This window comes from Streptomyces hirsutus (genome assembly GCF_001418415.1).
GTDB lineage: Bacteria > Actinomycetota > Actinomycetes > Streptomycetales > Streptomycetaceae > Streptomyces > Streptomyces hirsutus.
This window is the reverse complement of the sequence record NZ_LIQT01000196.1, coordinates 1-23,675: the sequence shown is the minus strand read 5'-3', so window position 1 is coordinate 23,675 and position 23,675 is coordinate 1. Positions and strand designations below refer to the sequence as shown.

At 72.2% G+C, this 23,675-nt stretch carries 22 protein-coding genes; 9 read left to right on the top strand and 13 right to left on the bottom strand.

The annotated features are described in order from the left end of the window. Positions 1 to 41: 41 nt before the first annotated feature. From AOK11_RS15645 to AOK11_RS15615, 7 genes are all read right to left on the bottom strand, one after another. Positions 42 to 1,061, bottom strand: coding sequence for a LacI family DNA-binding transcriptional regulator (locus AOK11_RS15645; protein WP_055594331.1), 1,020 nt, complete (start codon positions 1,059 to 1,061; stop codon positions 42 to 44). A 158-nt stretch (positions 1,062 to 1,219) separates the two neighbouring features. Beyond that, the gene (locus AOK11_RS15640; RefSeq protein WP_055594330.1) at positions 1,220 to 2,644 is read right to left on the bottom strand and encodes a BNR repeat-containing protein; all 1,425 of its coding nucleotides are present in this window, start codon (positions 2,642 to 2,644) and stop codon (positions 1,220 to 1,222) included. Between the two features lie 28 nt (positions 2,645 to 2,672). Further along, a complete protein-coding gene (locus AOK11_RS15635) occupies positions 2,673 to 2,993 on the bottom strand; it encodes an L-rhamnose mutarotase (protein WP_055594329.1) in 321 nt (106 codons plus the stop codon). A gap of 104 nt (positions 2,994 to 3,097) precedes the next feature. Further along, positions 3,098 to 4,183 (bottom strand): rhamnose ABC transporter substrate-binding protein, encoded by a 1,086-nt coding sequence (gene rhaS / locus AOK11_RS15630; RefSeq protein WP_055594328.1) that lies wholly within the window; start codon positions 4,181 to 4,183, stop codon positions 3,098 to 3,100. Positions 4,184 to 4,219: 36 nt separating this feature from the next. After that, positions 4,220 to 5,272: an ABC transporter permease gene (locus AOK11_RS15625; protein ID WP_055594327.1), complete on the bottom strand. Its 1,053-nt coding sequence runs from the start codon at positions 5,270 to 5,272 to the stop codon at positions 4,220 to 4,222. Then, positions 5,265 to 6,305 carry an ABC transporter permease gene (locus AOK11_RS15620; RefSeq protein ID WP_055594326.1) on the bottom strand — a complete coding sequence of 347 codons (1,041 nt, stop codon included), beginning with the start codon at positions 6,303 to 6,305 and terminating at the stop codon, positions 5,265 to 5,267. Before AOK11_RS15620 ends, AOK11_RS15625 begins: the two co-directional genes overlap by 8 nt. After that, complete coding sequence (locus tag AOK11_RS15615) at positions 6,302 to 7,819, bottom strand: sugar ABC transporter ATP-binding protein (protein ID WP_055594325.1); 1,518 nt, start codon at positions 7,817 to 7,819, stop codon at positions 6,302 to 6,304. Before AOK11_RS15615 ends, AOK11_RS15620 begins: the two co-directional genes overlap by 4 nt. Before the next feature lie 263 nt (positions 7,820 to 8,082). On the opposite strand from AOK11_RS15615, the gene rhaI reads away from it, so the two are divergent. The 8 genes from rhaI (at position 8,083) to AOK11_RS15575 (ending at position 18,485) form a co-directional block, all read left to right on the top strand. Then, positions 8,083 to 9,243, top strand: a complete 1,161-nt coding sequence (rhaI, locus tag AOK11_RS15610) for an L-rhamnose isomerase (RefSeq protein WP_055594324.1) — start codon at positions 8,083 to 8,085, stop codon at positions 9,241 to 9,243. Between the two features lie 145 nt (positions 9,244 to 9,388). Beyond that, positions 9,389 to 11,428, top strand: coding sequence for a bifunctional rhamnulose-1-phosphate aldolase/short-chain dehydrogenase (locus tag AOK11_RS15605; RefSeq protein WP_055594323.1), 2,040 nt, complete (start codon positions 9,389 to 9,391; stop codon positions 11,426 to 11,428). Next, positions 11,425 to 12,873 (top strand): rhamnulokinase, encoded by a 1,449-nt coding sequence (locus AOK11_RS15600; RefSeq protein WP_055594322.1) that lies wholly within the window; start codon positions 11,425 to 11,427, stop codon positions 12,871 to 12,873. The genes AOK11_RS15605 and AOK11_RS15600 overlap by 4 nt, the downstream gene beginning before the upstream one ends. A gap of 124 nt (positions 12,874 to 12,997) precedes the next feature. Continuing rightward, positions 12,998 to 13,756, top strand: a complete 759-nt coding sequence (locus tag AOK11_RS15595) for a (Fe-S)-binding protein (protein ID WP_055594321.1) — start codon at positions 12,998 to 13,000, stop codon at positions 13,754 to 13,756. Continuing rightward, entirely contained in the window at positions 13,753 to 15,309 is a 1,557-nt protein-coding gene (locus tag AOK11_RS15590; protein ID WP_240497360.1) for a LutB/LldF family L-lactate oxidation iron-sulfur protein, read from the top strand. The genes AOK11_RS15595 and AOK11_RS15590 overlap by 4 nt, the downstream gene beginning before the upstream one ends. Then, the gene (locus AOK11_RS15585; protein ID WP_055594320.1) at positions 15,306 to 15,980 is read left to right on the top strand and encodes a LutC/YkgG family protein; all 675 of its coding nucleotides are present in this window, start codon (positions 15,306 to 15,308) and stop codon (positions 15,978 to 15,980) included. Before AOK11_RS15590 ends, AOK11_RS15585 begins: the two co-directional genes overlap by 4 nt. Before the next feature lie 286 nt (positions 15,981 to 16,266). After that, entirely contained in the window at positions 16,267 to 17,124 is an 858-nt protein-coding gene (locus AOK11_RS15580) for an AAA family ATPase (RefSeq protein ID WP_055594319.1), read from the top strand. Next, positions 17,121 to 18,485, top strand: coding sequence for a vWA domain-containing protein (locus AOK11_RS15575; protein WP_055594318.1), 1,365 nt, complete (start codon positions 17,121 to 17,123; stop codon positions 18,483 to 18,485). The genes AOK11_RS15580 and AOK11_RS15575 overlap by 4 nt, the downstream gene beginning before the upstream one ends. 373 nt (positions 18,486 to 18,858) lie before the next feature. Here AOK11_RS15575 and AOK11_RS15570 read toward each other — a convergent pair whose 3' ends face one another. Continuing rightward, positions 18,859 to 19,236 carry a cupin domain-containing protein gene (locus tag AOK11_RS15570; RefSeq protein WP_055594317.1) on the bottom strand — a complete coding sequence of 126 codons (378 nt, stop codon included), beginning with the start codon at positions 19,234 to 19,236 and terminating at the stop codon, positions 18,859 to 18,861. Between the two features lie 226 nt (positions 19,237 to 19,462). On the opposite strand from AOK11_RS15570, the gene AOK11_RS15565 reads away from it, so the two are divergent. Further along, positions 19,463 to 19,873, top strand: coding sequence for an SRPBCC family protein (locus AOK11_RS15565; RefSeq protein WP_055594316.1), 411 nt, complete (start codon positions 19,463 to 19,465; stop codon positions 19,871 to 19,873). Here AOK11_RS15565 and AOK11_RS15560 read toward each other — a convergent pair. From AOK11_RS15560 to AOK11_RS44945, 5 genes are all read right to left on the bottom strand, one after another. Then, complete coding sequence (locus AOK11_RS15560) at positions 19,870 to 20,847, bottom strand: pyridoxal-phosphate dependent enzyme (protein WP_055594315.1); 978 nt, start codon at positions 20,845 to 20,847, stop codon at positions 19,870 to 19,872. The genes AOK11_RS15565 and AOK11_RS15560 overlap by 4 nt on opposite strands. Next, on the bottom strand, positions 20,844 to 21,599 hold the full coding sequence (locus AOK11_RS15555) for a helix-turn-helix transcriptional regulator (RefSeq protein WP_055594314.1): 756 nt from the start codon (positions 21,597 to 21,599) through the stop codon (positions 20,844 to 20,846). Before AOK11_RS15555 ends, AOK11_RS15560 begins: the two co-directional genes overlap by 4 nt. 123 nt (positions 21,600 to 21,722) lie before the next feature. Continuing rightward, positions 21,723 to 22,307, bottom strand: a complete 585-nt coding sequence (locus tag AOK11_RS15550) for a sigma-70 family RNA polymerase sigma factor (protein ID WP_055594313.1) — start codon at positions 22,305 to 22,307, stop codon at positions 21,723 to 21,725. 307 nt (positions 22,308 to 22,614) lie between these two features. Continuing rightward, positions 22,615 to 23,343, bottom strand: coding sequence for a hypothetical protein (locus AOK11_RS15545; protein WP_055594312.1), 729 nt, complete (start codon positions 23,341 to 23,343; stop codon positions 22,615 to 22,617). A 7-nt stretch (positions 23,344 to 23,350) separates the two neighbouring features. Next, positions 23,351 to 23,675: DUF6629 family protein (locus AOK11_RS44945; RefSeq protein ID WP_338058927.1), on the bottom strand; the 325-nt coding region annotated here is incomplete at its 5' end.

The window sequence follows — 23,675 nt, the reverse complement described above, 5'->3', positions numbered from 1 at the left end:
CCTCGGACCCGGGATCACCACGTGCGTACGGGACCCGCTGGTCAGCGGGCCGACAGGCTGGAGCGCCGGACGACGAGTTCCGGTCGCAGCACGACCCTGCGGTGTTCGTGGGGCGCGGTCCCGGTCTCCGTCTCCTCGAGCAGCAGTTCCGCCGCCAGTGCGCCCATCGTGACGGCGGGCTGGCGTACGGAGGTGAGGGGGACGGCCGCGGCGGCGGCGAACTCGATGTCGTCGTAGCCCACGATCGCCAAGTCGTCCGGGACGCCCACCCCGGCCGCGTACATCGCCTGGAGCACGCCGAGGGCGAGCAGGTCGTTGGCGCAGAAGACGGCGGTGGGGCGGTCGGCGAGCCCGAGCAGCCGCGCGCCCGCGTCCCGTCCGGCGGCGACGTCGAGCCGCTCGGTGGGCAGTTCGCGCAGGGCTTGTGGGCCGAGTCCGGCTTCGGCGAGGGCGTTCAGCGCGCCGGTGCGCCGGTCCCTGACCTGGTTCAGACCGGGCGGCCCGCTGACGTAGGCGAGGGACCGGTGCCCCGCGTCGACCAGGTGCCGCACGGCCAGCGCGCCGCCGGCGACGTCGTCCACGGAGACCGAGCACTCGGTGGTGCCCTCCGCGACCCGGTCGACCAGGACGAAGGGGATGCCGTGCCGGCGGAAGGCCTCGATGTTGCGTCCGGTGGCGTCGGCCGGGGTGAGCAGCACGCCCCGTACCCGCTGCTCGGCGAAGAGGGAGAGGTAGTCGGCCTCCTCGCTCGCGTTCTGTGCGCTGTTGCAGACCATCACGCCGAGGCCGGCCGCTCGCGCCGCGCGTTCGGCACCGCGCGCCACGTCGACGAAGAACGGGTTGCCCATGTCGAGGACGAGCAGGCCCATGATCCGGCTGCGGCCCGCGCGCAGCTGCCGCGCGGACTCGCTGCGGACGTAGCCGAGCCGGTCGATGGCGGACAGCACTCGGGCCCGGGTCTCGGCGGCGACCGTGTCCGGGCGGTTGATCACGTTGGAGACCGTGCCGACGGAGACTCCGGCGACGCGGGCGACGTCCTTGATACCCACCGACTGGGCCATCGGGCAGGGACCTCCGAGGAGACGAGGGGCGGAAGGCGAGGGGCGGCCGGTGGTCGTTCACATTACCGGCCCGGCCGCCCCGCGATCGGCGGTGGTCGGGTCGGGCGGGACCGGTCGGCGGTGCGGACGGAAACCGGGCGGAGATCGGGAGGGCGGGGTCAGGCGGGCAGCCGGAAGTCGGCGACGTGCAGCGCCGACGGGGTGGTGCCGGTGGACCGCTCCTGGTACATGACCGACAGCACGCCGTCCTGCGCCGGCCGGGTCTCGTCGATCAGGACCTCGCCGAAGGCGTTCAGACCGGCGCCGTCGTACAGCAGGGTCCAGTCGGTGTGGTCCGAGGCCGCGGAGGCGCCGGCGATCCGGCCGTAGGGGAGGATCGCGTAGGCGTTGTCGTACCGGTCGAGGAGCAGCCGGGTGCGCTGGCTGGAGTGGAGGGGGACGGGGATCTCGGTCTTGCGCCAGGTGCCGGAGGCGGTGCGGCGGACGTGGAAGGCGCGGCCGTTCGCGGTGCGGTCGGCGACGTAGTCGGTGGTGCACTGGCCGAAGCGGCCGGGGACGTAGCTGATGATCGCGTGCGGCCGGCCGGCGGAGTCGGTGGACTGGCTCTCCTGGTTCATCAGGGAGTGGTCCGGGTTCAGCGGGTCGACGACCAGGCCGGGGTCGGTGACGGAGACCCGGTCGGCGGTGCCGGTGGTGGCGACGGCGGTGCCCGCGTCGTTGCGCCAGGTGCGGCCGCGGTCGTCGGAGTAGGCGTAGCCGGTGTCGTGGTTGGTGATGCCGCCGGGGCTGCACATGACGGCGCTGTTCTGCTCCCGCCAGGTGAAGAAGGCGTGCAGGCGGCCTCTTCGGTCGTAGTCGATGCCGTGCAGGTACATGTTGCGGGCGGTGGAGGAGCCGTGCTCGCTGCGATAGGTGCCGGTGGAGGCGGTCCACTCCCCCAGCGCCGTCCAGCGGGTGCCGTCGTACTCGGCCAGCGCGTTGCGCCCGTTGCCCGAGACGCCGGCGCGGTAGCTGAGCTGGAGCCGGCCCTCGGGGGTGGAGACGAACTGGGGGTAGGTGAACTGCGAGGTGAGGGCGAGGCCGTCGAGCGTGGACTGCGGGGCGCCGAAACGGCTCGCGGTCCAGCTGAGCCCGGAGGGGTCGTCCATGAGTCCGGCGGTGGACTTGACGTAGGTGAAGCCGTCGCTGTGGGAGTCCATGTGGAGGTGCAGGCGGCCGTCGGTCCTGGAGACGCCCATGGAGATGACGTTGTGGGAGTCGTCGTAGCGGAGTGTGTGGCCGGCCCTGACGGTCTGCCAGGTGCTTGCACCGAGGGCGCGGCGGCCGACGACGGCGCTGCGGTCGGCGGTGTACCAGACGGCGTACTGGTGGCCCTTGTGGGTCAGCAGGCCGTTCTTCTGGAAGGAGTTGTTGTTGACCAGGCCGTCGTAGGACACGAAGTAGACGGCCCGGTCGTCGAGGGTGGTGCGGCCGGCCGGGGTGACCGACGGGCCGGGGGCGGCGGCGCGGGCGGCGGACCCGCCGAGGGCGGGTCCGGCCACGGTGCCGAGTACGGCTCCGGCCAGCAGGGTGCGTCGTCTCATCTCGGGGCTCCTCGGGTGGGGTCCGTGGTCAGGCGAGGTGGAAGACTTCGGTGAGCGGTTTCATCGCCTCGTCCGGGCGGGCGCCGTCGAGGGTCTCGAAGAGGGGGGCCATCTCCGCCTGCCAGCGGGCGTTGACGTCGGTGGCCTCCATTGCGGAGCGGGCGGCCTCGAAGTCCGGGGTCTCGAGGTAGCCGACGAGGAGGCCGTCGTCGCGCAGGAAGAGGGAGTAGTTGTGCCAGCCGGTGGCCGAGAGCGCCTCGCGCATCTCGGGCCACACGGCGGCGTGACGTTCGCGGTACTCGGCGATCCGGTCCCGGCGGACCTTGAGCAGGAAGCAGACGCGCTGCATGAAGTACCGCTCCTTCGGCGTTTCTTCGGTGAATGCTGACGGAAGCTCGGATCCGGTCGTGCAGGGGGCGGTCGGACAGGGGCGGTCGGACCGACGGGCCCGACTCAGAAGTCGAAGTCGTCGATGTTCTTCGCGTTGAAGACGGTGGGCTTGCCGAGGTTGATCACACCGTCCTTGCCGATGGTGTACTCGCCCATCGCGCCGGCCTCGAAGGTCTCGCCCTCCTTGCCGGTGATCTGACCGGAGGACAGGGCGACGGCGGTGCGCGCGGCGAGTTCGCCGAGCTTCGCCGGGTCCCACAGCTCGAACGCCTCGACGGTGCCGTTCTTGACGTACTTGCGCATGTCGTTGGGGGTGCCGAGGCCGGTCAGCTTGACCTTGCCCTTGTACTTGGAGCCGGACAGGTACTGGGCGGCGGCCTTGATGCCGACGGTGGTCGGGGAGATGATCCCCTTCAGGTTCGGGTACTCCTGGAGCAGGCCCTGGGTCTGCTGGAAGGACTGCTGGGCGTCGTCGTTGCCGTAGGCGACCTTGACCAGCTTGATGTCCTTGTACTTGGGGTCCTCGAGCTCGTCCTTCATGAACTCGATCCAGGCGTTCTGGTTCGTCGCGGTCTGCGCGGCGGAGAGGATCGCGATCTCGCCCTTGTGGTCGATCTGTTCGGCGAGCAGTTGGACCTCGGTACGGCCCAGGTCCTCGCCGCTGGCCTGCGAGACGAAGGCGTTGCGGCAGTCGGCGGTGGTGTCGGAGTCGTAGGTGACGACCTTGATGCCGTTCTTCATGGCCTGCTTGAGCGCGGTGCACAGCGCGCCGGGGTCCTGCGCGGAGACGGCCATGGCGTCGACCTGCTGCTGGGTGAGCGTGTTGACGTAGGAGACCTGGCCGGCGGTGTCGGTGGCGCTGGAGGGGCCGACCTCCTTGTAGCTGGAGCCCAGCTCCTTCAGGGCCTTCTCGCCGCCCTTGTCGGCGCTGGTGAAGTAAGGGTTGTTGACCTGCTTGGGCAGGAAGCCGACGGTCAGGCCCTTCTTGGTGGGCGCGTCGGGGTCGGCCTTGCCGGCCGTGGCCGCCGAGCCGCCGCCCTCGTTCTTGACGTCGTCCTTGGTGGTGCCGCCGCAGGCGGTGGCGGCCAGGGCGAGGGAGGTGACGGCGGCGAGGGCCGCACAGGTCCGGCGGAGGGAGGACTGGCGCATGGTGGATTCCTTACGGGTGAGACGGGCGAGGAGGATTCACGGGGCCGGGGTGGACGCCTTGGACACCGGTGGTGGAGAGGCGGACGCCGGTGGCGAGGCGGCCCGGCGTCCGGCACGTGCGGCGGAGACCTGCCGTGCGACGCGCGGGCCGAGCACGGAGACGACGAGCAGGACGCCGGTGACGACGATCTGCGACTGGGCGGAGACGTTGACGAGGCTCATGACGTTCTGCAGCGCGCCGAGCAGGAAGACGCCCGCGATCGCGCCGCCGAGGGTGCCCTTGCCGCCGTCGAAGTCGATGCCGCCGAGCAGTACGGCGGCGACGACGGAGAGTTCGAGGCCGGTGGCGTTGTCGTAGCGGGCGCTGGCGTAGTGCAGGGCCCAGAAGACTCCGGTGAGGGAGGCCATCAGGCCGGTCAGCGTGAACAGGATCAGCTTCTGCCGCTTGACGCGGATGCCGGCGAACCGGGCCGCCTCCTCGCTGGCGCCGATGGCGAACAGCGACCGCCCGAACGGGGTGGCGTGCAGCGCGACGACGGCGATCGCGAGCAGCGCCAGGAACGGCAGGAGCGCGTACGGGACGAAGGTGTCACCGATGCGTCCGGCGGCGAAGTCCAGGTACTGCGCGGGGAAGTCGGTCACCGCGTCGGAGCCGAGCACGATCTGCGCGATGCCCCGGTAGGCGGCGAGGGTGCCGATGGTGACGGCGAGGGAGGGCAGTCCCAGCCGGGTGACGAGCAGGCCGTTGACCAGACCGCAGACGACGCCGATGAGCAGGCAGACGGGAATGATCGCCTCGATGGTCATGCCCTGGTTCCACAGGGCGCCCATGACCGCGCCGGACAGGCCGGCGGTGGAGGCCACGGAGAGGTCGATCTCGCCGGAGACCACGAGCAGCGTCATGGGCAGGGCGATCAGCGCGATCGGCAGGGTGTTGCCGATCAGGAAGGACAGGTTGAGCGCGTTGCCGAAGCCGTCGACGGTGGTGAAGGACAGCAGCAGGACCACGACGAGCAGGGCGCCCACGACCGTGTCCCACCGCACGGAGGGGGACCGGCGGACGGCGCGCGCGAGAGCGGAGTCAGCCATGGCGGGCGTTCCTCTTCTTCAGGGCGGCGGCCACGCGCAGGGCGACGATCCGGTCGACCGCGATGGCGAGGATGAGCAGGGTGCCGTTGATGGCGAGCACCCATACGGAGCTGACGCCGAGGGCGGGCAGGACGCTGTTGACGGAGGTCAGCAGCAGGGCGCCGAGAGCGGCGCCGTAGACGCTGCCGGAGCCGCCGGTGAAGACCACGCCGCCGACCACGACGGCGCTGACGACGGTGAGTTCGTAGCCGGTGCCGGTGCCGGAGTCGACGTTGCCGAACCGGGCCAGGTACAGCGCGCCCGCGAGGCCCGCGAGGGCGCCGCAGAAGGTGTAGGCGGCGAGGATCCGCTTGCGGACGGGGATACCGGCGAGCCGGGCGGCCTCGGGGTTGGAGCCGAGTGCGTACAGCTCGCGTCCGCTGCCGAAGTGCTTGAGGTAGTAGGCGGTGGCCACGAGGACGGCGAGGGCGATCAGGGCCAGGTAGGGCACGGCCGAGATGCCGCCGGAGCCGAAGTCGACGAATCCGGCGGGGAGGTCGGCGGCGGTGATCTGGCGGGAGCCGACCCAGATGGAGTCGATGCCGCGGATGATGTAGAGGGTGCCGAGGGTGACGACGAGCGCGGGCACCTGGCCGAGGCTGACGAGCAGTCCGTTGAGCAGTCCGAAGCCGATGCCGAGCAGTACCGCCAGCGCGACGGCGACGACCGGGTTCCCGCCGTCCTGGAGATACACGCCGGCGGCGAAGGCGGAGATGCCGAGCGTGGAGCCGACGGACAGGTCGACGTTGCGGGTGATGACCACCAGGGCCTGGCCGGTGGCGACCAGGACCAGGATGGTCGCGTTCAGCAGCAGGTCCTTGATGCCCTGCTCGGACAGGAACTCGCTGTTGCCGGCCTGGGTGACGGCGATCATCACCAGGAAGACCAGCAGGATGGCGAGTTCGCGCACCTTGAACACGCGGTCGACCAGCCGGGTGCCGCTGGACTTCGGCACCTCGACGACGGGGGTGGGGTCGGGGCTGACGACCGTCATGCGGCCCTCCCCGTGGCTGCGGCCATCACGGTTTCCTCGGTGGCGTCGGTGCGGGGGATCTCGGCGGTGAGACGGCCCTCGTGCATCACCAGCACGCGGTCGGCCATGCCGAGGATCTCGGGCAGGTCGGAGGAGATCATCAGCACGGCGACACCGTCGGCGGCGAGCTGGGAGAGCAGCCGGTGCACCTCGGCCTTGGTGCCGACGTCGATGCCGCGGGTCGGCTCGTCCACGATCAGCACCTTGGGTCCGGTGGCGAGCCACTTGGCGAGGACGACCTTCTGCTGGTTGCCGCCCGAGAGCGTGTTGACGGTGTCGGCGATCCGGGCGTACTTGACGTGCAGTCTGACCGCCCAGTCCAGGGAGCGGCTGCGTTCGGCGCCCCGGTCCATCAGGCCGGCGCGGACGGTCGTCCGCAGTCCGGTCAGGCCGATGTTGCGCTCGATGGACATGTCCATCACCAGCCCCTGGGCGCGCCGGTCCTCGGGGACCAGGGCGAGGCCGGCGGCCATGGCGGTGGAGGGAGCGCCGTTGGTGAGCGCGCGTCCGTCGATCTCGACCTCGCCGGCGTCCCAGCGGTCGATGCCGAACACGGCGCGGGCCACCTCGGTGCGCCCGGCGCCCACGAGCCCGGCGAGGCCGACGATCTCGCCGCGGCGCACGTCGAAGGAGACGTCGGTGAAGACGCCCTCGCGGGTCAGCCGGCGCACGCTCAGGGCGATCTCGCCGGGGCGCACCTCCTGCTTGGGGTAGAGCTCCTCGAGGTCGCGGCCGACCATGCGGCGCACCAGGTCGTCCTCGGTCATGCCGTCCAGCGGTTCACTGGCGATCCGGGCGCCGTCGCGCAGGGTGGTGACCCGCCCGCAGATCTCGAAGATCTCCTCCAGGCGGTGGGAGATGAACAGGACCGCCGCGCCCTGTTCGCGCAGGGTGCGCACGACGCCGAAGAGGCGGGCGACCTCGCTGCCGGTGAGGGCGGCGGTCGGCTCGTCCATGATCAGGACGCGGGCGTCGAAGGAGAGCGCCTTGGCGATCTCGACGATCTGCTGGTCGGCGATGGACAGGCCGCGGGCCGGGCGGTCGGGGTCGAGTGCGACGCCGAGCCGCCGCATCAGGGCGGCGGTCGCGGTGCGGGTGGCCTTGTGGTCGATCCGGCCGAGAGCACGCCTGGGCTGCCGGCCCATGTAGATGTTCTCGGCGATCGACAGGTCGGGGAAGAGCGTGGGCTCCTGGTAGATCACGGCGATGCCGGCGTCGCGGGCGTCGCCGGGCCCGTGGAAGAGGACGGGCGCGCCGTCGAGCAGCACCTGGCCGGCGTCCGGCCGGTGCACTCCGGCGAGCGTCTTGATGAGGGTCGACTTGCCGGCTCCGTTCTCGCCGGCGAGGGCGTGCACCTCGCCGGGGAACAGGTCCAGGGAGACGTCCCGCAGGGCGCGGACCGCGCCGAAGGACTTGGAGATGTCCCTCAGTGCGAGAACCGGGGCGGCCGGACCCGTGTCGGACGGGTGGGTCATGAGGGCTCCTCGACGACGTCCGGCGGGGCGGCCCTCGCGGCGTCGTGAAAGGTTTCAACTGGGTTGCCGGGACGTTAGGCGCGCGGCGCATGTCACGTCAATGGGTCCCGGTCGAAAAAGTTTCGACAGCTTCGGATCACGCCCTGGTCACGAAGGGCGGTCTTGGCCGGAGGGGTTGACACCCCTTCGGGGGCACCATAGTTTCCCGTCCTGAATCGTTTCACTCCGTGGTCGATAGGACCCGATGTCACAGGAGCCCTGACGTGACCGAGCTCGCCGCGGCGAAGGCCGCTCTCAAGACACAGGCCGTCGAGACGCCGTCGTGGGCGTACGCCAATTCGGGGACCCGTTTCAAGGTGTTCGCACAGCAGGGTGTGCCCCGCACCCCGCAGGAGAAGCTGGACGACGCGGCCAAGGTGCACGAGTTCACGGGAGTGGCGCCCTCGGTGGCGCTGCACATTCCGTGGGACAAGGTCGACGACTACACCGCGCTGGCCGAGCACGCCGAGGACCGCGGTGTGCGGCTCGGCACGATCAACTCCAACACCTTCCAGGACGACGCCTACCGGCTCGGCAGTGTCTGCCACCCGGACGCGGCGGTCCGCCGCAAGGCCGTGGACCATCTCCTGGAGTGCGTCGACATCATGGACACGACCGGTTCGACGGACCTGAAGCTGTGGTTCGCCGACGGTACGAACTATCCCGGCCAGGACGACATCCGTGCCCGGCAGGACCGGCTCGCCGAAGCTCTCGCGGAGGTGTACGAGCGGCTCGGTGAGGGGCAGCGGATGCTGCTGGAGTACAAGTTGTTCGAGCCGGCGTTCTACACGACGGACGTCCCGGACTGGGGCACCGCGTACGCGCACTGCCTGAAGCTCGGGCCGCGTGCCCGGGTCGTCGTCGACACGGGTCACCACGCGCCGGGCACCAACATCGAGTTCATCGTCGCGACACTGCTGCGCGAGGAACGGCTCGGCGGGTTCGACTTCAACTCGCGCTTCTACGCCGACGACGACCTGATGGTGGGTTCCGCCGACCCGTTCCAGCTGTTCCGGATCATGCACGAGGTGGTGCGCGGGGGCGGGTTCACGTCCGGGGCCGCGTTCATGCTCGACCAGTGTCACAACATCGAGGCGAAGATCCCGGCGATCATCCGGTCGGTGATGAACGTGCAGGAGGCCACGGCGAAGGCGCTGCTCGTCGATGCGGAGGCGCTGGCCGCTGCGCAGGCCTCCGGCGATGTGCTGGGTGCCAACGCCGTGCTGATGGACGCGTACAACACGGATGTGCGGCCGTTGCTGCGGGAGGTCCGCGAGGAGATGGGGCTGGACCCCGACCCCGTCGGGGCGTACCGGCGGTCCGGGTGGGCCGAGAGGATCGTCGCGGAGCGGGTGGGCGGGGAGCAGGCGGGATGGGGGGCGTAGGCGGCTGCTCGTTTTCTGTTCGTCGCGGACCGCGGGCCGGATGTGGCCGGCCGCGCCCACGCGGCGGTAGCCGCACATGGGCACTTCCCCGCGCCCCTGAAGGGGCGCGCTTTCCCCTACGTCTCTTGGATAAGGACTGAGGTTCATGTCTACCCACCCCGCAGCCGACGCCCTCCTCGCCCGTTCCCACCGCCTCGGTGCCGACCCCCGCAACACCAACTACGCCGGCGGGAACACCTCCGCCAAGGGCACCGCGACCGACCCCGTCACCGGGGGTGATGTGGAGCTGATGTGGGTCAAGGGGTCCGGTGGGGATCTCGGGACACTGACCGGGGCGGGGCTCGCCGTGCTGCGGCTGGACCGGCTGCGGGCGCTGACCGACGTCTATCCCGGGGTCGACCGCGAGGACGAGATGGTCGCCGCGTTCGACTACTGCCTGCACGGCAAGGGCGGTGCGGCGCCCTCGATCGACACGGCGATGCACGGGCTGGTCGAAGCCCCGCACGTGGACCATCTGCACCCCGACTCCGGCATCGCGCTCGCCTGTGCGGCCGACGGGGAGAAGCTGACCGCCGAGTGTTTCGGTGACACCGTCGTATGGGTGCCGTGGCGACGGCCCGGTTTCCAGCTCGGTCTGGACATCGCCGCCGTGAAGGAGGCCAACCCGCGGGCCGTCGGGTGCGTCCTGGGCGGGCACGGGATCACGGCGTGGGGCGACACGTCCGAGGAGTGCGAGCGCAACTCGCTGCACATCATCCGCACCGCCGAGCGGTTCCTCGCCGAGCGGGGCCGGCCGGAGCCGTTCGGGCCGGTGCTCGACGGGTACGAGCCGCTGCCCGAGGCCGAGCGCCGGGAGCGGGCGGCGGCTCTCGCACCGTACGTGCGGGCCGTCGCCTCGCAGGACCGGCCGCAGGTCGGGCACTTCGACGACTCCGAGGCCGTACTGGACTTCCTGGCCCGCGCCGAGCACCCCCGGCTGGCCGCGCTCGGCACCTCCTGCCCGGACCACTTCCTGCGCACCAAGGTCCGGCCGCTCGTCCTCGACCTGCCGCCGTCGGTCCCGACGGACGAGGCCGTGGCCCGGCTGGAGGAGCTGCACGCCGCCTACCGCGAGGAGTACGCCGCCTACTACGCGGCCCACGCCACGCCCGACTCCCCCGCCATGCGCGGCGCCGACCCGGCGATCGTGCTGGTGCCGGGCGTGGGCATGTTCAGCTTCGGCAAGGACAAGCAGACCGCGCGCGTGGCCGGCGAGTTCTACGTCAACGCGATCAACGTGATGCGCGGTGCCGAGGCGGTCTCGACGTACGCGCCGATCGAGGAGTCGGAGAAGTTCCGCATCGAGTACTGGGCCCTGGAGGAGGCGAAGCTCCGGCGGATGCCGGAGCCGAAGCCGCTCGCCACCCGGGTGGCGCTGGTCACCGGGGCCGGAAGCGGGATCGGGAAGGCGATCGCGCGGCGGCTGGCGGCCGAGGGCGCCTGTGTCGTCGTGGCGGACCTGAACGGGGACAACGCGGCCGCGGTCGCCGAGGAACTGGGCGGTCCGGACAAGGCCGTCGCGGTGAGAGCGGACGTGACGTCGGAGGAGCAGATCGAGGAGGCGTTCCGGGCGGCGGTGCTCGCGTTCGGCGGGGTCGACCTGGTGGTGAACAACGCCGGGATCTCGATCTCCAAGCCGCTCCTGGAGACGTCCGCGAAGGACTGGGACCTCCAGCACGACATCATGGCCCGCGGTTCCTTCCTCGTCTCCCGCGAGGCGGCCCGCGTGATGATCGCGCAGCGACTGGGCGGCGACCTCGTCTACATCGCGTCCAAGAACGCGGTGTTCGCCGGTCCGAACAACATCGCCTACTCGGCCGCCAAGGCCGACCAGGCCCATCAGGTACGGCTTCTCGCAGCCGAGTTGGGTGAGCACGGCATCCGGGTCAACGGCGTCAACCCGGACGGTGTGGTGCGCGGCTCGGGCATCTTCGCCGGCGGGTGGGGTGCGCAGCGGGCGGCGGTGTACGGGGTGCCGGAGGAGAAGCTGGGCGAGTTCTACGCGCAGCGCACGCTGCTGAAGCGGGAGGTGCTGCCCGACCATGTCGCGGCCGCCGTCTTCGCGCTGACCGGCGGTGACCTCACCCACACCACCGGCCTGCACGTCCCGGTCGACGCCGGCGTCGCCGCCGCGTTCCTACGATGAACGCCGGTGCGCGGCCGTACGCGGCGGTCGACCTCGGCGCGTCCAGCGGGCGCGTCATGGTCGGCCGCGTGGGCCCCGACAGTCTGGAGCTGACCGAGGTCCACCGCTTCGCGAACCGGCCGGTGCGGGTGCCCGAGGGGCTGCGCTGGGACGTGCTCGGACTGTACGCCGGAGTGCTGGAGGGGCTGCGGGAGGCGGGCGACGGGCTCGTGTCCGTCGGTGTCGACGGCTGGGCCGTGGACTACGGTCTGCTGGACGCGGACGGGGCACTGCTGGGCAACCCGGTGCACTACCGTGACCGCCGTACGGAGGGGGTCGCGGAGAAGGTGTGGGCGAGCGTCCCCGCCGGGGAGCTGTACGCGGCGACCGGTCTGCAGTACGCGCCGTTCAACACGCTGTACCAGTTGACGGCGGCCCGTGGCACAGCCCAACTGGCGCAGGCCAGACGGCTGCTGCTGATCCCGGACCTGCTGACGTACTGGCTCACCGGTGAGCAGGGCACGGAGCTGACCAACGCCTCGACCACGCAGTTGATCGACCCGCGCACCCGCGACTGGTCCCACGGCGTCGCCGAGCGCCTCGGCATCGACCTCTCCCTCTTCGCACCGCTGCGGCACCCCGGGGACCCGGCCGGGGAGCTGCGGCCCGAGGTGCTGGAGGAGACCGGTCTGGCCGGGCCCGTCGCGGTGACGGCGGTCGGCTCGCACGACACGGCGTCCGCGGTGGCCGCCGTCCCCGCCACCGGCGAGCGGTTCGCCTACATCTGCACCGGCACCTGGTCCCTGGCCGGCCTCGAACTGGACGCTCCGGTCCTGACCGAGGAGAGCCGCGCCGCCAACTTCACCAACGAGCTGGGGCTGGACGGAACGGTCCGGTACCTGCGCAACATCATGGGCCTGTGGCTGCTCCAGGAGTGCGTACGGGCCTGGGGCGGACCGGACGCCCTGGGGGCGCTGCTGCTGGAGGCGGCGAAGGTGCCCGCGCTGCGGTCGGTGGTGGACGCCGGGGACGCGGCGTTCCTGGCGCCGGGGCGGATGCCGGAGCGGATCGCCGAGGCCTGCCGGACCTCGGGGCAGCCGGTGCCCGGTTCCCCCGCCGAGATCACCCGCTGCATCCTCGACTCGCTCGCGCTCGCGCACCGCAGGGCCGTCGGGGACGCCCAGCGGCTCGCCGGGCGGGCGGTCGACGTCGTGCACATCGTGGGCGGCGGCACCCGCAACGCCCTGCTGTGCCAGCTGACCGCGGACGCCTGCGGGCTGCCGGTGGTGGCCGGCCCGACCGAGGCGGCCGCGCTGGGCAACGTCCTCGTGCAGGCCCGTGCGCACGGGCCGGCCGGCGACCTGGCCGGGATGCGGCGCCTGCTCACCCGTACCCAGCCGCTGACCCGGTACGAACCGCGCGGCGGCACGCGGCGGTGGGAGGCCGCACAGGCCCGGCTCACGTAGGGCCTGCCCCGAGCGGACCCCCCCGGATCCGCCGGACGGGCCACGGCCCCCTCGGGGGTCTCCCCGCGCGAGCGACCGCGCACTACCCTGCACTCACCCGATGTTCGATCCACAAGGAGCCGCGATGCGTGTCGCCCTGTTCCTGACCTGCGTCAACGACACGCTCTATCCCGACACCGGGCGCGCGGTGGTGAAGCTGCTGACCAGGCTCGGCGTCGAGGTCGACTTCCCGATGGCGCAGACCTGCTGCGGGCAGGCGCACTACAACACCGGGTACCGGCACGAGGCCGAGCCGATGGCCCGGCGTTTCTCCGAGGTCTTCGGGGACTACGAGGCGATCGTGACGCCCTCCGGGTCGTGCGGGGCGATGGTGCGGGAGCTGTATCCGCGGATGGGCGAGCGGGCCCGTGCGGAGGGACGCGGGGGCGGCCTCGCGGCCACGCTGGCGCCGGTGGTGCCGAAGACGTACGAACTCACCGAGTTCCTGGTGGACATCCTGGGGGTGACGGACGTCGGCGCGTACTACCCGCACACGGTGACCTACCACCCGACCTGCCACGGGCTGCGTTCCCTGGGACTCGGCGACCGGCCCCGGCGTCTCCTCGAGGCGGTGAAGGGGCTGGAGCTGGTCGAACTGCCGGGGGCCGACGAGTGCTGCGGCTTCGGCGGCACGTTCGCACTGAAGAACCCCGACGTCTCCGCGGCGATGGGCGCCGACAAGGTGCGCAACGCCGAGTCGACGGGCGCCGAGGTGCTGTGCGCGGCGGACAACTCGTGCCTGATGCACATCGGGGGGACGATGACCAGGCTGCGGACCGGCATGCGGCCGGTGCACCTCGCGGAGATCCTGGCGCGCACGGAAGAGGAGGCGGCGGCCGTATGAGCGGAACGTTCGTCGGAATGCCGGCCTTTCCCCGGGCCGCGCGGGAGGCGGTGCGCGACGCCACCCTGCGCGGCAACCTCCGGCACGCCACGCACACCATCCGGGCCAAACGGGCGAAGGCCGTCGCCGAGGTGTCGGACTGGGCACAGCTGCGGGAGGCCGGCAAGCAGATCAAGGACCACACGCTCCGTCACCTGGACCACTACCTCGTGCAGTTGGAGGAGTCGGTGACGGCCGCGGGCGGCACGGTCCACTGGGCCGCCGACGCCGCCGAGGCCAACCGGATCGTGACCGGACTCGTCAAGGAGACGGGCGAGTCGGAGGTCGTCAAGGTCAAGTCGATGGCCACGCAGGAGATCGAGCTCAACGAGGCCCTCGAGGCGGCGGGCATCCGCGCCTACGAGACCGATCTGGCCGAGCTGATCGTGCAGTTGGGCAAGGACCGGCCCTCGCACATCCTCGTCCCCGCGATCCACCGCAACCGCGGGGAGATCCGGGACATCTTCGCCCGTGAGATGAGCGGCTGGGGCCGCCCGGCGCCCGAGGGCCTCACCGACACGCCCGCCGAACTCGCCGAAGCCGCGCGGTTGCACCTGCGGGAGAAGTTCCTGCGCGCCAAGGTCGGCATCTCCGGGGCCAACTTCATGGTCGCCGAGACCGGCACGCTGGTGGTGGTGGAGTCCGAGGGCAACGGGCGGATGTGCCTGACCCTGCCGGAGACGCTGATCTCGGTCGTCGGCATCGAGAAGATCATCCCGACCTGGCAGGACCTGGAGGTGTTCCTGCAGACCCTCCCGCGTTCCTCGACCGCCGAGCGCATGAACCCGTACACGTCCACCTGGACCGGCACCGCCGACGAGGACGGCCCGCGCGCCTTCCACCTCGTCCTGCTGGACAACGGCCGCACCGACACGCTCGCCGACGAGGTCGGCCGCCAGGCGCTGCGCTGCATCCGCTGCTCGGCGTGCCTGAACGTCTGCCCGGTCTACGAGCGGGCCGGCGGCCACGCCTACGGCTCCGTCTACCCGGGCCCGATCGGCGCCATCCTCAGCCCTCAACTACGGGGTACGGCAAGCGAGATCGACGCCTCCCTGCCGTACGCCTCGTCGCTGTGCGGGGCCTGCTACGAGGTGTGCCCGGTGGCCATCGACATCCCCGAGGTGCTGGTGCATCTGCGGGAACGGATCGTGGAGGGCGGCCAGGTCGTCCGGGGCGGCAACAAGGTCGTGCTCCAGCCCGCGAAGGGGCACGCCGCCGAGCGCGCCGCGATGCGCGCGGCCCGCTGGGCGTTCTCCCACCCGGGCGCGCTGCGCACCGGCCAGCGCCTCGCCTCCCGCACCCGGCGCCTCCATCCGCGCACCCTGCCGGGCCCCGGCCGGGCGTGGAGCGGCACCCGGGACCTTCCGGCGGTGCCCGCGGAGCCCTTCCGCGACTGGTGGCAGCGCACACACGGCAAGGGCGGCCCCGCCCTGCCGAGGACGACGCCCGGTGCCGGGACGCCGGCGAAGGACAGTGCCGCGGACAAAGCCGAGGACAAGGGTGGTGACCGGTGAGCAGCAGGGAACGGATCCTGGGCCGGGTGCGGCGCGCCCTCGCCGACGTCCCGCGCGGCGACGAGACTCCCCCCGCGCCTGAACGGCCCGGGAGGTACCCCCCCTACGAGCGGGCGGTCACCCGCGACTACCTGCGTGAGCACGGTGACCGCACCCCCGCGCAGACGCTGGACCTCCTCGCCGGGAACCTCGCCGACTACCGGGCGGTCGTCCACCGCACCGACGCCGGCCACCTGGTCGAGGTCGTCGCCGGGCTCCTGGTCTCGCGCGGCTCCTCGTCGGTCCTCGTCCCGCCGGGGCTGGACGAGAGCTGGCTCGCGGGGAGCGACGTGAGACGGATCGCGGACCGGGCGGAGAACACCCCGCACGAACTGGACCGGGTCGACAGCGTGGTCACCGCCTGCGCGGTCGCCGTCGCCGAGACCGGCACGATCGTCCTCGACGGCTCCCCCGACCAGGGCCGCCGCCGGATCACCCTCGTCCCGGACCACCACATCTGTGTCGTCCGCGCCGCGCAGGTCGTCCCCTCCGTCCCGTACGCCCTCGAACGCCTCGACCCGGCGCGTCCCCTCACCTGGATCTCCGGTCCCTCGGCGACGAGCGACATCGAACTCGACCGGGTGGAGGGCGTCCACGGCCCGCGCGTCATGGAGGTCGTCCTGGTCGACTGACTCCGCTCCTCTCCGGTTCCTCCGGGACGCGTCGCGCCGTCCTCGGCGGGGTGGCCGTCACGCTGCTCTCGTCGGCGGGCGCCGCGTTCCTGGCCCTGCGGCGGGTCGGCCGGGCCGGCACGCGGCGTCCCGGGGCACGGCGGTTTCTGGCCTGCGCGGCACTGTTCGCGGGCTCCGTGGGGGTTCCTCGTGATGATGACAGGGGAGGTGAACAAGCGCTTAGATAGCTGCGTCAGCCAGTGCTCAGTCCGTACTCGGTCCATGCCGCCCCGAGCTGGAGGCCCAGGTGTTCACTTCCGTCGACGACGTCTTGGCGCGACTCGCCGAGGCGGGCTATCTGGCGTCGCCCGCGGTGGCCACGACCGTCTTCCTCGCCGACCGGCTCGGGAAGCCGCTGCTGGTGGAGGGCCCCGCCGGGGTCGGCAAGACGGAGCTGGCCAAGGCGGTGGCCCAGGTCGCCGGGGCCCGGCTGGTGCGTCTGCAGTGCTACGAGGGCGTCGACGAGTCCCGGGCCCTGTACGAGTGGAACCACGCCAAACAGCTGCTGCGCATCAGCGCCGGCCGGGACGAGACGTGGGACGAGGCGCGTACGGACATTTTCAGCGAGGAGTTCCTGCTGCCGCGTCCGCTGCTGACGGCCATCCGCGGGAACGATCCCAAGGTGCTGCTGATCGACGAGACCGACAAGGCGGACGTCGAGGTCGAGGGGCTGCTGCTGGAGGTGCTCAGCGACTTCCAGGTGACCGTTCCCGAACTCGGCACGGTCACCGCGAGCCGCCGCCCCTTCGTCGTCCTCACCTCGAACGCGACGCGTGAACTGTCCGAGGCGCTGCGCCGCCGCTGCCTGTTCCTGCACATCGGCTTCCCCGACGCGGAGCTGGAACGGCGGATCGTCCGGCTGAAGGTGCCGGGGATCGACGCGGCGCTGGCCGAGTCGGTGGTGCGGGTGGTCGGGGCGCTGCGCGCGATGGACCTGCGCAAGGCGCCGTCGGTGGCCGAGACCGTCGACTGGGCCCGCACCTTGCTGGCGCTCGGCGCCGGCACGCTGGACGAGGCGGTCGTACGGGACAGCCTGGGCGTGATCCTCAAGCACCAGGACGACATCCTGAAGGCCGAGGCCAAACTCGACCTGGACGCCGTGTGAACGCCACCGCGGACCTCACCGCCCGGCTGACCGGCCTCGTCGACGCGCTCCGCGCGCACGGTGTGCGCATCGGCACCGGTGAGACCGTGGACGCGGCCCGGGCGACCCGGGAACTGGGGCTCGCGGACCGGGAGTCGCTCCGTGAGGGCCTGGCCGCGACCCTGCTGCACACCACGGGTCAACGCCCGGTGTTCGACGCGGTCTTCGACCTGTACTTCCCCCGCCGGGTCGGCGCGCCCGAAGGCCGCACGGACCCCGCGGACCGTGCGGCTCTGCGCGAGCGGCTGGCGGCGGCGCTCGCCGCCGATGACACGGCGCTGATGGCCCGGTTGGCGATGGAGGCGGTCGACGGCTTCGGCGGATACGGGAGTTCACCGGCGTCGGACGGCTGGTCGTCGTACCAGACATTGGACCGGCTGCGCCCGCAGACGCTGCTCGCGCGGGTCCGGGACGAGGTACGGGCCCGGGACGGCGCGGCGGGGTTCGGCGACCGGCTGCTGGAGGACGAGATCCGGCGCCGCATCGAGGAGTTCCGCCGGATGGTGGCCGCGGAGGCGCGGCGCCGGGTCGCCGAACGGCGGGACCGGGACGAGATCGCCCGGCGTGCGGTGGCCCCGACGGCCGACCGCGTCGACTTCCTGTTCGCCGGGAAGGACCGGCTGGCCGAGCTGCGCCGGACGGTGCAGCCACTGGCCCGCAAGCTGGCGACCCGGCTGGCCGCCCGCCGCCGCAGGGCCGCCCGCGGCAGCATCGACCTGCGGCGCACCCTGCGCGGTTCCCTGTCGACGGGCGGGGTGCCGATGCGTCCCGTGCTGCGTCGGCGTCGGCCCGCGCGGCCCGAACTGGTGCTGCTGTGCGATGTGTCGGGGTCGGTTTCCGGGTTCTCCGACTTCACGATGCTGCTGGTGCAGGCGCTGCACGACCAGTTCGGCAAGGTGCGGGTGTTCGCCTTCGTCAACCGGATCGACGAGGTGACCGGGCTGCTGGTGCACGGCGCCGCCGACCCGGACGGCCTCGGCGCCCGCATCCGCGGGGAGGCCGCGGTCACCGGCTGGCACGGCAGCAGCGACTACGGCGCCGCCCTGGGCGAGTTCACCGAACGGTATGCCGGGGCCGTGGGCTCACGGACCACCGTGTTCGTCCTCGGCGACGCCCGCACCAACATGGGCGACCCGAACCTCCCGGCCCTCGGCGAGCTGGGCCGGCGTGCCCGCCGCGTCCACTGGTTGAACCCCGAGCCGCGCTCCCGTTGGGGCACCGGCGACTCGGCGGCCCTCGAGTACGCCGGGCTGGTCGGCATGCACGAGTGCCGTACCGTACGCCAGTTGAGCGACCTGATCGGACGGCTGCTGCCGGTATGACGTCCGCGGCCGCACACCTCGGGTTCAGGCGGGCGAGCGGTGCGCGGTGTACAACAGGTATTGCCAGTCCATGACCAGGTGCCCTCCCCGATCCCCCGGTCGTGACGGCGGGCGAGTCCGGCCAGGCCGGTGCCGCCGGAATCGCCGCGTTTCCGGTTCCCGCCGCCACATCGAGCACCCGGTTCCCGGACCCCACGCCGGCCGCCTCGACCAGTTCCCTGCCCAGCTCCGGGATGAGCTCGGCGGCCACGGAGGGGTAAGCACCCCGGGCCCACATCGCCCGGTGCTTGGCCTTCAACGCCCGATCGGCCTCGGTCCCCTCGATCACCTTCGCCGTGCCGCCCTCCTCACCGCATGCCCTGCCCGGCGCGCTCTAGCCGTCGGAGGGCCGGTCGGCGGCCTTCGCGTAGCTCTGCGCCATGGCGCCCGCGAAGTCGTACACCACGACCTGTTGCTCGCCGACGACCCAGGCGTCGTGGCCGGGTGTGCAGACGAAGACGTCGCCGGGGCCGACCTCGCTCTCGGCGCCGTCGTCCATGCGGATGCGCAAGCGGCCCTGGAGGACGTAACCGTTGTGGTGGATCCGGCAGCTCGGTGTTCCGGCGATCGGTCCGACGGACTCGGACCAGCGCCATCCGGGCTCGAAGACGGCCACGGCGAAGTCCAGCCCGGTCATGTGGACGGCCTCGAGGTGGCCCCCGGGAAAGTCCCGCCGCTCGTCCGGCTTGTCCAGTGTCTTGATCTCCAGCATGTCCCTGCTCCTTCCGGCCGTCGCTCTGCGCGGCCGGGGCCGGTCTCCGTCCGTCCGCGCGGCGCCGGCGGGGGTCTCGGCCCACCATTCCATCGTCAGTCCGTCAAGACGGGTACGCCATTCGAGTGACGGGGCCAGTACCGGTACGTCCCGGGGCCGCCCGGCGGGTCACACGTGTCCGATTCGTTCAAGAGAAGAGGGACGGTGTCCCGCTACCGTCGCTGCGATGAAGAGCACCGGCAGGGAATCGCGCCACCTCAGCATCCGCATCGACCGCACCGTCGCCGATGTCTACGCCTATGCTTCACAACCGGCCAACCTGCCCGCATGGGCCCATGGCCTGGGAGGCTCCCTCGAAAGAATCGATGACCAATGGGTCGCGAAGTCCTCCCCCATGGGCCGGGTGGTGGTCGCCTTCGCACCACGCAATGAATGGGGTGTACTCGACCACGACGTCACGCTGCCTTCGGGGGAGACCGTCCACAACCCGGTCCGGGTGCTCGTCGACGGTTCGGGGAGCGAGGTGGTGTTCACCCTCCGCCGGCAGCCGGGGACGAGCGACGCCGCATTCGAGCGTGACGCCCGCACGGTCGCCGCCGACCTGGCACGGCTCAAGGAGTTGATGGAGTCCTCCTAGGCACGGGGGCCGCAGAGGAGGGCGAAGCGCGCCGCGTCGATGTTGCCGCCGGAGAGGATCAGTCCGACCTTGTTCGGGAGACGGCCGGCGCGTCCGGTGAGGAGCGCTGCCAAGGGAGTGGCGCCGCTCGGCTCGAGGACGATCTTCAGCCGCTCGAAGGCGAACCGCATGGCGTCCCTGATCTCGTCGTCGCCGACCAGGACGATCCCGTCCAGGAGCCGCTGGTTGACGGAGAACGTCAGTTCGCCCGGGGTGGGCAGTGCCTGGCCGTCGGCGATGGTGCGCGGGACCGGGACGCTCACGCGGTGTCCCGCCTCCAGGGACCGCTTGGTGTCGTCGCCCGCCTCGGGCTCGACCCCGGTCACCCGCGTCCCGGGGTGCAGGCCCTTGACCGCGGTGGCGCTTCCGGCGATCAGCCCGCCGCCGCCGACCGGTGCGATGAGCGCATCCAACTCTCCGGCTTCTTCGATGAGTTCGAGAGCCGCCGTGCCCTGTCCCGCGATGACGTGCGGATGCTCGTAGGGCGGGATGAGCGCCAGGCCGCGCTCTGCGGCCAGGGCTTCCGCGACGGCGACCCGGTCGCCGGTGTACCGGTCGTACGTGACGATCTCCGCGCCGTACGCCTCGGTGGCCGCCCGCTTCGACGGCGGGGCGTCGTCGGGCATGACGATGACGGCCGTGGTGCCGAGTTCCCGCGCGGCCAGGGCGACGGCCTGGGCGTGGTTGCCGGAGGAGTAGGCGGCGATGCCCAGGGACAACTGCTCGGGGGTGAGCCGGGAGGCCGCGTTGTAGGCGCCCCGGAACTTGAAGGCGCCCACGCGCTGGAAGTTCTCGCACTTCAGGTGGACCTCGGCGCCGACCAGCGCGTCCAGAGTGCGGGAGCGCAGCACGGGGGTGCGATGGGCGACGCCGGCGAGCCGTTCGGCGGCGGCACGGACGTCGTCGAGGGTGACCGGCGGGGTGGTGGTCGTCACGCGGTGCCTCCGGGGGGAGTCGTGGTCGTGTCGGCTGCGTCCGTGGGATCGGTGGGGGCGTCGGCCGGTGCGTCGGCCGTTGCTCTGGCCCGGGAGAGGTAGTGGTAGGCGGAGGCCCGGGAGATGCCGAGCCGGGAAGCGACCTGTTCCACCGCGCGGCGCACGGCGAAGACGCCGCGGGCATCGAGGTCGCGAAACAGCCGTACGCGCTCCGCCCGGTCGAGCTCCACCCAACTGCGGTGCTGCCGCAGCCGGTGGGCGTCGACGATGGCCTCGACCACGGAATCGATGTCGTCGCCGAAGGTGGTCGTCGGCGGTTGGGCCGGGGCGGCGCCGATCCCGGCGAGCGCTCCGAGCAGGGTGTGCGCCTGACCGACCGCGGTGACGTCGACGTTGACGCACAGGGCTCCGAAGACCGCGCCCGTGGAGTCCCGCAGGACCATGGTGGAGGACTTCACCATGGTCCCGTCGCCGGTCCGGGTGAGGTAGTTGAGCTCGTCGGCCGCCCGGTCGCCCCGGGCGAGCATCCGCATGCCGATCTCGCTCATCGCCCCGCCCACCGTCCGCCCGGTCACCGATCCGGCCACGGCGGCCACCGACCCCTCCGGGTGCCGGTAGTCGTGCAGCACCACCTCGCACACGGGCCCGAAGGTCGCCGCGATCCCTTCGGTCACGGGCGCCAAGGCCGCCAGGATCGCGTCCCGTTCGGCCTCCAGGGCACGGTCGCCGTGCGTGATCCGGGCAGCGGGCATGGGTGGTTCCTCCTCGGCCGACTCAGCCCTCTTAGATTATACGTCCAACTGCTGGACCAACAGTCCAGACCGCCGCCCGGCCTTCACCCGGCCGGGCGGCGGTACGGTGCCCGGCTCCGGCCGTCACCCGTCGTCGGCCTCACCCAGCCACTGCACCAGTGAGACGCGGGCGCGGGCGACCCGCGAGCGCACCGTGCCGATCGGGCAGCCGGTGACGAGGGCGGCCTCCGCGTAAGGGAGACCGAGCATTTGCGTGAGGACGAACGCCTCCCGCCGGTCGTCGGGGAGCGCGTCCAGCAGTTCCGCGAGGACGACGCCGTCGTCGAAGCCCGGCAGATCACGCGGCTGGTTGCGTTCGACGACCGCCTCCCAGTCCGCCGCGTCCGACAGGCGGGGACGGACGGAGCTGTGACGGATGCCGTCGATCACGGCTCGGCGGGCGATCGTCAGCAGCCAGGTACGGGCCGACGAGCGGCCCTCGAACCGGTGCAGGCTGCTCAGGGCCCGCAGGAACGTGTCCTGAGCCAGGTCGTCGGCGCTCTGCGGGTCGGCGCCGAGGAACGTCACGTAGCGGCGGACGTCCGGGTGCAGAGCACGTACGAAATGCTCCACGGCCTCGGCGTCTCCGCCGCGGGCGGCGAGCGCCCAGGCGGTGATCGACTCCTCTTTCGGCTGTTTCCGTGGGGGGAGCAGGGCAACAGTGCTCACCTGCGACTGTCCTTCCGGGAGTTCCGGCACCGGCGGCCGAATCCGCGTCGGCGCGTCGCGCCGTCGGCGTACGCGGGCAGCGGTACGGCGCGGCCGTGTCCGTGGGACACCGCGGGCGCGACCGGCTCGGCGGGCCCGACGGCCCGACGCGTGCGGCACGACGGTGCCGGTGAGGGGTTGGGTGGCGGCCGGGCACGGAAGTGCGCGGCCGGTGCCCGAGGCGGGAACACCGGCGGCCGACGGCTCGACCGTGGTGTCGATCCGTCGGCGCGTCGGGTTCCGGGAGGCCTCGGGGAACCGGCTGTCGTCAGACGACAGCGACCCCGGCTGGCGGACCCCGAGTGGTGATCGTGTGGGTGAGGAGGAGCCGGCGCGGCACCCGGTCCCGGCCGGCGCGGCGCGCGCGGACGCGTGGGCGGTCCGGCGGTGCGGGCAACCGCAGCAGCAGTCCACGCAGCGGCGCGAACAGCCCGCCGGCGAAGGCCCGCAGGACGCGGAACACGGCACGTTCGCCCCGCGCGAGCCAGAGGGCGCACACCAGCGCGGCCAGCAGGTGGGCGGCGAGCATCCCGGTCGACGACATGCCGTCCGCGGCCGTGGAGTGCACGGCGTGGTCGGCATGGGCGGCGTACGCGGAATGCGGGCTGTCCGCCGTCCCGCCGCCCATGCCGTGCCCCGTGCCGTCACCCGGGAAGTGGTGGGGCGCGGCGTGCTGACGCATCAGCAGGTTGCCCAGCCCGCGCTCGAGCAACGAACCTCCACCCGCGGGGTCCGGGTGGACGAGTGCCTGGGCGAGGGCGAACAAGGTGTGCAGGGCGGCCTGGGCGGCCACCGCGACGGAGCCGACCAGCCACGGCCCGCGCTCCCGGCCGGCCAGGAGCCAGGCGGTGACGCCGGTCGTCGCCGCCCCTGCCGCCAGGGCCCACCCGGGCACCGCGGTCTCCGACATCAGGACGTGGCCGAGGGCGGCGAGCAGCACACAGACAGCCGCGAACACCGCGGCCCGTACCGTGCGAGAACACCACCCACTGGTCATGGTGGCCTCATCCTCGCATCCGGATCTCGAGCGTCACGTGAGGGTACGGACATTGTCCTGGTGCCCGACTCAATCGAGGTGACATGATGCGCATCACATCCTCCTGCCGGCCGGGGCCGTCACCCGCCCGCCGCCCACGCCCCCGCACCCACCCGAACAGGACCAGCGAGCACACGGCGGCGAACGCGCACCAGGTCGAGACGAACTCCAGCCGCCACAGGGCCCAGCAGACGAACGCGCCCGCACCGGCCAGAACACCGAGGGCCCGCAGGCCGCGGTCGCCGGAGAGCAGCAGGGACCCGGCGGTGGCCACCAGGTAGCCCGCTACTGGT